This is a genomic window from Bacillus sp. FSL K6-3431 (assembly GCF_038002605.1).
In the GTDB taxonomy this organism is placed as follows: domain Bacteria; phylum Bacillota; class Bacilli; order Bacillales; family Bacillaceae_C; genus Lederbergia.
The window spans coordinates 998,152-1,010,842 of the sequence record NZ_JBBOCT010000001.1 but is presented as its reverse complement, the minus strand read 5'-3'; the positions used below and the strand labels follow the sequence as shown (position 1 = coordinate 1,010,842).

General features: G+C 35.8%; 12 protein-coding genes and 1 riboswitch. Of the genes, 10 read left to right on the top strand and 2 right to left on the bottom strand.

What is annotated here, in order from left to right; all coding sequences use genetic code 11:
• The first annotated feature begins 113 nt into the window (after positions 1–113).
• On the top strand, positions 114–812 hold the full coding sequence (locus tag MHB53_RS05125) for a hypothetical protein (RefSeq protein ID WP_340916067.1): 699 nt from the start codon (positions 114–116) through the stop codon (positions 810–812).
• Positions 813–980: 168 nt separating this feature from the next.
• Here the strand turns inward: MHB53_RS05125 and MHB53_RS05120 are convergent, their stop codons facing one another.
• Positions 981–1,814: a bifunctional 5,10-methylenetetrahydrofolate dehydrogenase/5,10-methenyltetrahydrofolate cyclohydrolase gene (locus MHB53_RS05120; protein ID WP_340916065.1), complete on the bottom strand. Its 834-nt coding sequence runs from the start codon at positions 1,812–1,814 to the stop codon at positions 981–983.
• Positions 1,815–1,865: 51 nt separating this feature from the next.
• Positions 1,866–1,949, bottom strand: a riboswitch (ZMP/ZTP riboswitch).
• A 414-nt stretch (positions 1,950–2,363) separates the two neighbouring features.
• Here MHB53_RS05120 and MHB53_RS05115 point away from each other — a divergent pair.
• The 5 genes from MHB53_RS05115 to spoIIP all read left to right on the top strand — a co-directional run bounded on the left by MHB53_RS05115 (position 2,364) and on the right by spoIIP (position 8,115).
• The gene (locus tag MHB53_RS05115) at positions 2,364–2,813 is read left to right on the top strand and encodes a DinB family protein (protein ID WP_340916064.1); all 450 of its coding nucleotides are present in this window, start codon (positions 2,364–2,366) and stop codon (positions 2,811–2,813) included.
• Between the two features lie 626 nt (positions 2,814–3,439).
• Positions 3,440–3,763, top strand: coding sequence for a DUF485 domain-containing protein (locus MHB53_RS05110; RefSeq protein WP_340924481.1), 324 nt, complete (start codon positions 3,440–3,442; stop codon positions 3,761–3,763).
• A complete protein-coding gene (locus MHB53_RS05105; protein WP_340916063.1) occupies positions 3,760–5,289 on the top strand; it encodes a solute symporter family protein in 1,530 nt (509 codons plus the stop codon). Before MHB53_RS05110 ends, MHB53_RS05105 begins: the two co-directional genes overlap by 4 nt.
• 54 nt (positions 5,290–5,343) lie before the next feature.
• On the top strand, positions 5,344–6,114 hold the full coding sequence (locus tag MHB53_RS05100) for an alpha/beta fold hydrolase (protein ID WP_340916062.1): 771 nt from the start codon (positions 5,344–5,346) through the stop codon (positions 6,112–6,114).
• Between the two features lie 918 nt (positions 6,115–7,032).
• Positions 7,033–8,115, top strand: coding sequence for a stage II sporulation protein P (spoIIP, locus tag MHB53_RS05095; protein ID WP_340916060.1), 1,083 nt, complete (start codon positions 7,033–7,035; stop codon positions 8,113–8,115).
• A gap of 41 nt (positions 8,116–8,156) precedes the next feature.
• On the opposite strand, the gene lexA is transcribed toward spoIIP, so the two are convergent.
• Positions 8,157–8,780: a transcriptional repressor LexA gene (gene lexA, locus MHB53_RS05090; protein WP_340916059.1), complete on the bottom strand. Its 624-nt coding sequence runs from the start codon at positions 8,778–8,780 to the stop codon at positions 8,157–8,159.
• A 158-nt stretch (positions 8,781–8,938) separates the two neighbouring features.
• Here lexA and yneA point away from each other — a divergent pair, with 158 nt between their 5' ends.
• The 4 genes from yneA (at position 8,939) to tkt (ending at position 12,639) form a co-directional block, all read left to right on the top strand.
• On the top strand, positions 8,939–9,271 hold the full coding sequence (yneA, locus tag MHB53_RS05085) for a cell division suppressor protein YneA (protein WP_340916057.1): 333 nt from the start codon (positions 8,939–8,941) through the stop codon (positions 9,269–9,271).
• A gap of 15 nt (positions 9,272–9,286) precedes the next feature.
• Entirely contained in the window at positions 9,287–9,955 is a 669-nt protein-coding gene (locus MHB53_RS05080) for a YneB family resolvase-like protein (RefSeq protein WP_340916055.1), read from the top strand.
• Positions 9,956–10,067: 112 nt separating this feature from the next.
• Positions 10,068–10,301: a DUF896 domain-containing protein gene (locus MHB53_RS05075; RefSeq protein WP_340916054.1), complete on the top strand. Its 234-nt coding sequence runs from the start codon at positions 10,068–10,070 to the stop codon at positions 10,299–10,301.
• Positions 10,302–10,638: 337 nt separating this feature from the next.
• On the top strand, positions 10,639–12,639 hold the full coding sequence (gene tkt, locus MHB53_RS05070) for a transketolase (protein ID WP_340916052.1): 2,001 nt from the start codon (positions 10,639–10,641) through the stop codon (positions 12,637–12,639).
• Positions 12,640–12,691 lie beyond the last annotated feature (52 nt).

Genomic DNA, 12,691 nt, shown 5'->3' with positions numbered 1-12,691 from the left:
GAACAAATTGGAAGATTATTTTGCCAGAGTTTAATGATATTAGTATTTATTATTTTCAGTAGATATTAAGAACAGGTAAACTAGACTAAAATGCTGTACTGGAGATGAATATAATGGAATCTAGTTATTTATTAAAGTTAGACCAGTCTAATCAAAAACAAAATGAAAGTGATTTATCTTTTATTGGTGGTCAACCATGCATACCACCTTCAATAGAAATGCCAGTCTGTGAATTATGCGGCGCAGAACAAACCTTCTTTTTCCAGGTAGCATTCCCAGAGGGCCATGTTTGGCAAGGTCTCTCGATGGCAGTGTTTGCATGTACTTCTTGTGCTCATGAAGAGTATCTTATTCCTGAAATGCTTCAAGGTGCACTACCCAACGCGGACATTCCGGAAGGCTTTCTAGACTCATATCAACGAAATTTTAAAATTATTTTTTTTGATACAAATAAAGGGATAAATAGAAACGATTACAAGGAGAAAGTTCAATTTAAATGCTGGGATCTAATATCTACTAATGGTACGAGTAAAGGTGAAAATAAAATAGGTGGCCAACCGAACTGGCTACTGGATAATGAAACACCAGGTACATATAAAGAGACTGTTCCAATGTTTTTTTTAATGCAATTAATGGAGGATTTTACATTCGATATTGTACAGGATGCCCCACCACAAATAATAATTGGTCTAAGAGGCAATCAAGAGCCATCGAAACACCGATATTATGAACTTTTTCTCGCAAATAACTTATATTTTTTTGGTACGGAAGCACGACCGGAACCACTTGTTTATATACTTACACAAGTTTAAAATAATACCGATAAAGACAAATACCTAACTGTATATAGGGTGTATAAGGCTGCCAAAATTCATTGGCGGCCTTATATCGTTAACTAAAAAAAGAATAATTCTAAAGTTTTCGGAAGAAAAAGTCTTTTTAAAAATCCTCATGGTCCAAATCAAATCACTAATAGATAGCTACATATTTTCTGCAGATTCTACTGTATGCTTCATCAACATTGCAATAGTAACAGGACCTACACCACCAGGTACAGGAGTTATTGCACTTGCTACTTCATAACAGGATTCGTAATCTATATCTCCTATATTCCCTTTATTATAACCAGCGTCTAATATAATGGAATCCTTTTTCAACCATTTACCGTGTATGTATGTAGGTTTTCCAACCGCTGCTACGACTATATCAGCTTGTTTTAACAGTTGTGGTAAATTGGTTGTTTTTGAATGACATGTGGTAACAGTCGCATTTTCATTTAGAAGTAATGCAGATACGGGTTTACCTAAGATTGGACTTCTTCCAACTACAACAGCATGTTTACCCTCAATTGGTATTTGGTAATATTTTAAAAGTTTCATAATTGCTGCTGGTGTGCAGGAAGGATACATACCAAAACCTAATGCTGTCTGTCCGTATCCTGTGCTTGTCACGCCATCCACATCTTTTCTAATGCCAATTGATTCAAAAGCTAAACGTTCGTCAATATGTGATGGTACAGGATGTTGCAAAAGGATACCATGAACTGTTTCATCTTGATTTAGTTTAGCGATAGCTTCTAATAATTCATTTGTCTCAATCGATTCAGGCAAATGGATACGGATAGATTTCATACCTAATCTTTCACAAGCATTTCCTTTCATTTTTACATATATTTCTGAAGAAGGATTATTACCGACAAGAATCGTTGCGAGACATGGAATGATACCATTATCTTTTAATGATCCAATTCGTAGCTCTAAGTTATCCTTTATTTCTTGCGCTACAAGATTTCCATCCAAAATAATTTTGCTCATCACAAACTCCTCCTAAAAGTGTAATAAAAAAGAGACAAGGAAAAATATCCTTATCTCTGCCCAGACGACTCGACAATATTACACACAGCTCCCTTGTGGTTATTTCCACAAATGTCGTCAGTTACTGCGCCGTTTTAATACTTAATGAGAAGCATAACATGAGAGAAATAATTGTCAATAAGCATTTATTTAACTATGAATTACTGAAATATAGTTTGAATTTCTAGGTACGATAACATATCAATTTTCTTCATTCGCAAGGTTAGAAAGTAAGAAGTATATTATTTTTTCTAAGTAGTTGGTAAATTGCTTGTATCCACCTAAAAAAATAGAATAAATGGCAATTAGTAATTGAGGTACCATAGGAACAACTAGCCCTCATCGTCGGCTTGATTCTGCATTGGTCGGGAAAAGTTTACAGAAATGTATCAAATAACTAATATTTTTATGCCACAATTAAAGGGTTAAAGAACACTTTAATTGAAATACTTAATACACGTTTATTAAGTATGTGTAATAGTTCCATGACTAGGGAGGAGGAGTTGTTATATGATTTATTTATTTCGTTATAATTGGCAAGTACGTGAGGAGTGGTTCCATTTATGTGAACAGATCTCACATGAGGAACTTATGGCTTCAAGAACGGGTGGTTTGGGAAGTATTTCAAAGACTTTATTCCACGTTGTAGATATAGAACAGAGCTGGATTAACGGATTGTGTGGAAAACCAGAATATCACCATGAATATAGTGATTATTCCTCCTTAAATGAAATAAAAAAATTGTCCGCACAATGTCGGCCAAGCATTGAAAAAGTCATTCTGGGATGGAATCCTGAAAAGGACACTCAATTAATTTTTGGTTTTACCTATGGGGAGGTCATTCGCCATATAATTGCTCATGAAATTCATCATATAGGGCAGCTTTCTATCTGGGCGAGAGAATTAGGTATTGAACCAGTTTCAGCAAATCTAATTTTAAGAGGTTTGTATAATGAATAAATCTACATGGAGGATAAGCGTTTGTTATTTCTAATCTATATGTAGGATCTATTTAAATGTATAGAATTAGAAGCTGAATGAAAAAGTGGTTCACTCTATAAGAAGAGAAAATAGACTAAGAGACTCAAAAAGCCGCTAGAAATTAACGTCTAGCGGAAATACCTCTAATAAAGTTAAATAATATACGGATTTGCCCATCGTTTCTACTTTTGACGGCTGCAATTAATGACGCGCCCGTAAATTTGTGCATGAAAAAATCAAGAAGTAAATGCACGGAAAGTGACTGTGAAAATTAAATATTCTCTAACTAATTCGATAATTAATCCGCCCTTATTAATCCTCAAACTCACCTATCTATATGATAAATCAGACTTCAAGTTCGGTGTTTTGCCAAAAATTCCGATGAATGTTTTTGAAATTTCATTCATTTGACCGATGGACCCATGATGAAAATACCATTTGATTAAAAATTCCAAAAACTATTTGAATCCTCATTTTAATTAATGTAACATGAGATTCAGTTCTAGTCATATTTTAATAAAACTGCAAGGGAGGAAATATTTGTGAAAATTGAGAGCGTTGTCAAAGATGAGCTAAACTATCAAAGCGCGGGATACAATGAACAGATCAAAACCTCAGGTGTTAATTTTGAACAAGTGAGTGAGAGTACACAATTCAAAACGTTAATGAAAAAAAAGAAAAAGTTCCTTATACCTTGGACGTTGTTTTTTCTTGTCTTTTATTTTACCTTACCTATTTTGACTTCTTATACAAACGTTTTGAACACTCCCGCAATCGGTGATATATCATGGGTTTGGATTTATGCGATGGCACAATTTGTTATGACATGGATTCTTTGTACCATTTATGTGAGGAAGTTTTATTCTTTTGATAAAGACGCTGAAGAAATAATTGAAGTTCATATGGGAAGAAGAGGTGATTCCATTTGAGTGGTACAGTGATCACTTTATTCCTTATCATCGTAATAGCAACCTTGTTCATTACTTATTTCGCCGCAAAGCGTACACAGACAACAGGTGATTTTTATACAGCTGGGGGAGGGCTGACTGGCTGGCAGAACGGTCTAGCTATTGCTGGAGACTATTTATCGGCTGCCTCATTTCTTGGTATTGCGGGGGCTATCGCTCTTTATGGGTTTGATGGTTTCTTTTACAGTATTGGTTTCCTGATTGCTTATCTGGTCGTATTATTCCTCGTTGCTGAACCGTTAAGAAACCTAGGGAAATATACGCTTGCAGATATGATTCATTCCAGATTCGATGCAAAGAAAGTGCGTGGAATGGCGGCGTTAAGCACAATTACAATTGTCATTTTTTATATGATTGCTCAGCTTGTTGGGGCAGGTGCATTAATTCAATTATTATTTGGAATCGACTATTGGATTGCTGTTCTTATTGTTGGTGTTATGATGACTGTTTACGTGTTATTCGGTGGAATGACTGCTACAAGTTGGGTGCAGATCATTAAAGCAGTTCTTCTTATGCTCGGCACAATCATTATTGCATTTCTTGTTTTTGCGAAGTTTAACTTCAGCATTTTACATATGTTTGAAGAAGTGAAGACTGTTACTGTTCACGGATCTGATTACTTGAAACCAGGATTGCAGTATACTGTTCCGGTCGATACCTTGTCACTCATGTTAGCACTTGTTTTGGGAACGGCGGGATTACCGCATATTCTTATGCGTTTTTTTACTGTCAAAGACGCTAAAACCGCAAGAAGTTCAGTTGTCATAGCGACATGGATTGTTGGTATCTTTTACGTTTTGACCGTTTTTCTTGGTTTCGGAGCAGCAGCATTCGTTGGTTTTGATGCCATCAAAGCAGCGAATCCTGCAGGGAATATGGCGGCTCCATTGCTTGCACAGGCGCTTGGTGGAGATTTTCTCATGTCATTCGTTTCCGCAGTGGCATTCGCTACGATTTTGGCAGTCGTTGCAGGACTTGTCTTGACGGGAGCATCTGCTTTTGCACATGATGTTTACGGGCAGATCATTAAAAAAGGAAAAGTGAATGACAAAGAGCAGATGCTTGCAGCGCGTTATGCCTCTTTGAGTGTATCCATCTTTTCAATATTATTGGCGCTATTTGCTCAGACTATGAATGTGGCATTCCTTGTATCACTTGCCTTTTGCGTTGCCGCTAGTGCTAACTTACCTGTCATTTTATACACAATCTACTGGAAGAAATTCAACACGACAGGAGCACTAACAGCAATGGCAGCCGGGTTGATTTCAGCCCTCGTCCTTGTTGCGTTGAGTCCTAACGTATTTTCACCAGTAGCTGGTGCAGCAATATTTGTCGGCGAACCACTTTTCCCTTTAACAAACCCAGCACTCGTATCCGTTCCATTAGGATTTATTGGTGGATATGTCGGAACGCTTCTCTCAAAAGAAGTGGACGAAAAACGATATTCAGAAGTAACGGTGAGAGCGAATACAGGTTATAGGGACTAAATCCGGATTCAAAATAAATTACACAGTAAAGTGGTGATAACGAAAGGAGATCCGATGCCTTTACTTAAACAAAACAACAGTAAAATTTACTATGAAGTTGTAGGAGAAGGTGAAACAATTGTTTTTACCCACGGTGCTTCTTGGGATCATGCACAATGGGAGCCCCAAATAAGGTATTTTTCAAAAGGTTATCAAACGATTGCTTGGGATGTGCGAGGGCATGGGAAGTCTACATTACCTGCTGGAAAAGTGGACTCTAATGATTTTTCAAAGGATTTGATCACTTTATTAGACCATTTAGATGTAGAAAAAGCACATTTATGTGGATTATCTATGGGTGGGCATATATCGCTTCAAACAGCTGCTCGTTATCCAGAAAGGGTAAGCTCTTTAATATTAATAGGAACTCCGTTTACTAATACGTTTAATCGATTTGAAAAGTTTTTTATGCCGATAAACAGATTGTCGAATCGCTTTATTTCTATGAAGACCTTGGGCAAATGGCAAGGTAGAGCATTATCAAAGTTTAATTCTAACAATAAACAATATATTGAAGAGGTAGTTTCTAGGATGCCCCATGAGGTATGGCTTCGTTTATGGGATACAATTTCTCGAATGGAAAGTGAGCAACAATTACAAAATATTGAATGCCCTACCCTGATTATGCAAGGTGAAAACGATACAATGATAAGCAGACAGCAAGAAGTTATGCATGACAAAATAAAAAATTCAGAGCTGAAAATTATTAAACAAGCACATCATGCGACAAATCTTGATCAACCAGAAGAAGTAAATAGATACATGCATGATTTTATAAAAAAATAAGTAAAACCGCCAATGGGTTATAAAAGTATAATATAAGAACAAAAAGAGGGACTGTACATTACTAGGATGCGTTTACAGTCCAATGAAATGTACCATATAAATTTTACAAAATAGGTAAGGGTTAATCTAACACTAGAACAAAAACCAATTTCAATGGTCGCGGAATCTTAACATTTTTTTCATAAGGAAGAGGGAAGGGAGTGTGTTCTCATAACACCACATGAATGAATTTGAATATGAAAATGTTAGAGATGTTAAAGATTAATTCTACTTTGGCATCTTTTTTTGTAATTTCTATGATAACGATCAAATGTATATTATAGTAAACTCTCCTTCGTTAGTAACTGAGACTCCTACATCTGTGTTGATGCAAAATATGACCAACATTTCGCTTAAATTATGTGTTGCTAGTCTAGCCTCCCGGTAATAAACGCAGTTTCTTTTTCCTTTAATATTCCAGAATTTCTTTATTTGTGTTCTCCATTTCACTGCACTGACTGTCTATTATGAATTTTATCAAATACTTTTTTGAATTGAATTTATGGTTTTAACAAATATATATGGAAACTATATGTCTGAAAGGTTGACCTATCTATTGTGGTAGCAAAAATACGGAGGTAGTGAACAATAGAGCGTCAAAGCAGCAGGTATGTAATAATTTCAGGTTACTGTTTTTGACAAATGGAAGTGCCTTATCAAGTGCCTTCCAAAAATCTCGATAATAATATCTATTATTCTTTATTCCATATCTTAGTAGATTTGTAGCGATAAATGCCCTCTATAAACTTATATAGAGGTTTTTTGTATGAAAGAAAAGATCATCAACTCTAGCAAAAATTTTATTGAAAATTACTCATAGTCTATTATTTGTTTCATATAAATGAATAATAACTACATTCACACTAAGGATTGAAGCCGATGCTAAAAATTGCTGCAAGATCTATGCTATCCATCATAGCTATTTTCTGTTTAATATCCATCATAGCTTTTTCCAGTTTGAAAATAAGTTACTTATCATTCATAGGGAACGATGATTCAAGAACGATGTCATTTCTATATATTATGTCACTTGAAAATCATTCACTCCAATCTGTTTTGCCGTATTCACAGAAACGGTCTCTTGGTAAGGATGCATTGGCATTACTGACGAATATTAATTTGAATGATATGAAGACATTTCTGATTAGTGAAATCCCAGGTTTATATGCAGCTAGTCCTAAAATACTTATAGCAGGAGAAGGGACAGATTTTACTAATTTGCCGATTGAGTCGCCCCCTCCAGCAGATTTTGGTAAAGAAGAGAAAAGTGAAACAAAAGTGGAGGAGCCAAAGGAAGAAGCAAAGAATCAAACAAAGGACTTTACAGCTTATATTTATCATTCACATACTCGGGAATCATATTTGCCAATGTTACAAGGGGATCAAGCATCAGATAAAGAAAAAAATGTGACATTACTAGGAAAAAGACTAGGTCAAAAATTAGAAGAAAAAGGAATAAAGACTTTAGTAGACACAACGGATGTAGAAGGAATACTTAAACAAAGGAACATGAAGTACTATCAGTCATATTCAGTATCACGTGAACTAGTTACAGAAGCGATGAATCAAAATAAAAAAGTTGAACTTATTTTCGATATTCATCGGGATTCACAAAGAAAGGATGTTACAACTGCCACAATTAACGGTCAGAAGTTTGCAAAACTCTTTTTTGTTGTAGGGTTAGGGCATCCAAACTATGAAAAAAATCTAAAGTTTGCTGGTAAGCTTCACAACATGATAAAAGCAAAATATCCAAATCTTTCAAGAGGAGTGTATGAAAAACCCAGAGATAATTTTAACAATGGAATCTATAATCAAGATTTAGCTGGTAAATCTTTGGTGATAGAAATCGGTGGTATTGATAATAATCTTGAAGAATTAAATCGCACAGTAGATGTGCTTGCAGAAATCGTAAGTGAATATTACTGGGAGGATTCAGTAGAAGCAAGTAAAACAAAATAAAGCCTTGACATCTTAATTGATGCAAAGGCTCCGTTAGCTTTTTAATGAATAACTTGGCGATACAAACCAATTACTTTTCCAAGAATAGAAACTTCATGTAAAATAATCGGCTCCATATTGGAATTCTCTGGTTGCAGTCGGAAATAGTCTTTTTCTTTAAAAAATCTTTTTACTGTTGCTTCATTTTCTTCTGTCATTGCAACAACGATTTCTCCATTATTAGCTGTTTGTTGTTGTCGAACAATCACATAGTCGCCATTTAATATCCCAGCTTCGATCATACTTTCGCCGACAATTTCTAGCATAAACACATGTTCATCAGTAGGCACCAATTGTTCTGGAAGTGGAAAATATTCTTCAATATTTTCGATTGCAGAAATAGGTAAACCTGCAGTAACTTTACCTACAAGAGGGACATTAACCGTATTTTGACGTGGAATATGATCTTCATCTATTTTGAGAATCTCTATTGCACGGGGCTTAGTCGGATCTCTTCTAATGAAGCCTTTGCTTTCAAGCCTGGATAAATGTCCATGAACTGTAGAGCTTGAAGCAAGTCCGACTGCCTCACCGATTTCACGAACAGATGGTGGATATCCTTTTGATTTAACCTCTAATTTAATGAAGTCTAAAATATCCTGTTGTCGTTTTGATATTTTCAACATTATTTTCACGCTCCATTTTTTATATATATTTTAACTGTATTATATCACGGAAAATGCCCGCATACAAACATAAGTTCGAAAAAGTGTTGACTTCAAACATGTGTTCGATTTATACTAATGTTAACAAACAGAACAAACATTCGAAAGAGGGATATAGGATGAATTATATATGGAAAAAGTATTCTTTTGCTATAATCTTATTTATTTTAACTTTTGTGATGGGAATCTATGTTATTTTTAGTTCAAATAGTAATACAAATGAGTATGTTATCATTACTGTTCAAGATGGAGAATCACTATGGTCAATTTCTGAGAGATACGCTCATAATTTAGGTGTGACCACTTCAGAATTTGTTAATATGTTAGAAGAGAAGAATGAATTAAAACATAAGTTAATAAAAAGTGGAGAGCAGTTAAAGGTGCCAACACCAAATGAAAAATTAGATAACTTAGATAATCATGAAAGACAATTTGTTATTCAAACAGAATAAGGATGTGGAACAAAAGTGAAAGCAATTATTTATTGCCGCGTTAGTACAGAGAAAGAAACACAGGAAACATCCCTAATAAGGCAAGAGGAAGAACTTTTGGAAGCGGCGAATAAATGGAATTTAGAAGTCGATTCAGTTATTTGCGATCGGTTTAGCGGCTACGAGTTAGATCGACCGGGCGTATTGATAATGTTGGAAAAAATTCAAAAAGAAAATATCGATGCGATTCTTATCCAAGATGAAACAAGACTTGGTAGAGGGAATGCAAGAATCGCATTGTTACATTGCTTAATGAAGGCAGGCGTGAAATTATATAGTTTTTCTCACCATGGTGAACTTGAGATTTCTGAAACAGATTCAATGGTTCTTGACATAATAAGTATGGTTGAAGAGCATCAGCGAAAGCTCCATAATTTTAAAATTAAAAAGGGAATGAAGCGTGCGATAGCACGGGGATACCGCCCTGAAAAAAATTTAAAAAACAAAGGAAATGTTGAGGGGAGAGATCGAAAGGATGTCCCCTTGGAGGAAATAATTCGCTTCCGAAAAAATGGTCTTACGTTTGCAGAAATCGCGGCGACGATGAGAGGTTTTGGATATGATGTATCTAAAGCTACCGTACATAGAAGATTTCAAGAGTATACGCTTGAAACAGAACAGATTGGAAATACAAATAGTTCATGAGAAGATAGATGATTTGATGTCTGTCTTCTTTTTTAGTATATTTGTTTTAATTAATGACATATCGATTGGGTTTGGCTCTTGACCAAATGTAATCGTAAAAGGAGTTTTAAAGATGTTGCCAAAAGAAAAACTGGCTAGAATTAATGAGCTAGCCAAAAAAGCAAAAACACAAAAGTTAACATCCTCTGAGGCGAAAGAACAATCAAAGTTAAGGGCAGAATATTTGAAAACCTTTCGTGCTTCCATGACACAAACAATTGAAAATGTACGTGTATATGATGCGAATGGCGAAGATGTAACTCCAGATAAAGTGAAAAAGTTACAGGGAATAAAGAAATTACACTAAACCGGAATTCCCGGTTTTTTTTGTAAGGCTATAAGTGGTGTTTATAGATACGAGATTGGTAAGAAATTCTTATCTTTGTCTGGATTCAAGATGTCTACACAGCGATATTCATGGTAAAAGTCTGAAATAACATATACCAACATCGTTTATTAACAACTTTCTTATCTGTACTAGAAGAACAAAAAATACTGAAGTGAGTCACAATGAAATGGAGACAAAGCGGAGGTAATTTGTATGGTTCTCATACAAATAATTACATGAAAATTTAAAAAGGTTGTTAATTCAACAAATTACCACTATTATAGAAGAGAGAAAATGGAGAGAAAGGTTGATATGAATGTTTGAAAAGGTAGATCAATTAGCAGTAAACACAATTAGAACTTTATCAATTGACGCAATCGAAAAGTCTAATTCTGGTCATCCGGGATTGCCTATGGGAGCAGCTCCAATGGCATACACACTTTGGACTCGCTTTATGAATCATAATCCGAAAAATCCAGCGTGGTTTAATCGTGATCGATTTGTTTTATCTGCAGGTCATGGTTCTATGTTGCTATATAGCTTGCTTCATTTGTCTGGCTATGGAGTAGAGATGAATGATATTAAAAACTTCCGCCAATGGGGTAGTAGAACTCCTGGACATCCTGAATATGGATTTACGCCTGGAGTAGAGGCTACAACAGGACCACTTGGGCAAGGAATTGGTATGGCAGTTGGTATGGCAATGGCAGAACGCCATTTAGCTGAAGTTTATAATAAAAATAATCATCAGGTAGTGGACCATTATACATATGCACTTTGTGGAGATGGGGACTTAATGGAAGGCGTCGCTTCGGAAGCAGTGTCATTAGCAGCGCACTTACAACTTGGGAAATTAATTATGTTGTATGATTCAAATGATATTACACTCGATGGAAAACTTGATAAATCATTCTCTGAAAACGTAGCTGGCCGCTTTGAAGCTTATGGTTGGCATTATATAAGAGTGGAAGATGGAAATAATTTGGAGGAAATTGCTAATGCAATTGAAGCAGCTAAAAACGAAACTGCGAAACCGACATTAATCGAAGTGAAGACAGTGATTGGTTACGGTGCTCCAAATAAATCTGGTAAGTCTGATGCTCACGGTGCACCCCTTGGCGAGGCGGAAATGAGACTTGCTAAAGAATATTACCAATGGACATATGAAGATGATTTTTATGTGCCATCTGAAGTTTACGAAGTATTTGAAGAAAGAATAGTAAATAAAGGAAAACAAACAGAAGCAGAGTGGGATGAGCTTTTCTCAAATTATAAAGCAGAAAATCCTGAACTAGCTGCACAACTAGAACAAGCAATCGCTGGAGATTTACCTGAAGGATGGGACAAAGATATTACTGTCTATGAAACCGGTAAGAGCTTAGCTACAAGAGCTTCTAGTAGTGAAGTTATGAATGATATTGCTAAGAACCTACCATCGCTTGTAGGAGGAGCAGCTGACCTTGCAAGTTCTAATAAAACAATGATAGCTGGTGAATCCGATTACGGTGCTGATAATTATTCTGGCAGAAATATCTGGTTTGGTGTAAGGGAATTTGGAATGGCTGCAGCTATGAATGGAATTGCCCTTCACGGAGGATTAAAAGTGTTCGGTGGAACATTCTTTGTCTTCTCTGATTATTTGCGACCTGCAATTAGACTTGCTGCTTTAATGGAACTTCCTGTAACATATGTATTTACTCATGATAGTATTGCAGTTGGAGAAGATGGACCAACACATGAGCCAGTTGAACAACTTGCAGCACTAAGGGCTATGCCAGGTTTATCGATTATTAGACCTGCGGACGGTAATGAAACAGCAGCTGCTTGGCAGTCTGCAATGGAATCTAAGCATAAACCGACTGCACTCATCTTATCACGTCAGAACTTACCAACTTTACCAAGTACAGCTGAAAATGCAAAGCAAGGTATAGAAAAAGGAGCTTATGTAGTTTCTCCTGCTGCAAATGAATCTGCTGTTGCCCTTATTTTAGCGACTGGTTCTGAAGTAAGTCTTGCAGTGGAAGCACAAACAGCATTAGCAAAAGAAGACATTTATGTTTCTGTTGTAAGTATGCCTTCTTGGGACAAGTTTGAGGAACAATCGAAAGAATATAAAGAATCTATTATACCAAAAACAATTAAAAAGCGTTTAGCGATAGAAATGGCATCTCCGTTTGGCTGGGAAAGATACACGGGAGATGAAGGAGATATACTAGCAATTGATCGTTTTGGAGCATCTGCACCAGGAGAAAAAATTGCTGAGGAATTCGGATTTACAGTTGGAAATGTAGTTAAACGTGTAAAATCCCTACTATAATAATAAGTAAATGAGAAGAGAGCCGTTTTTTAGCGGTTCTCTTTTTTTTGTG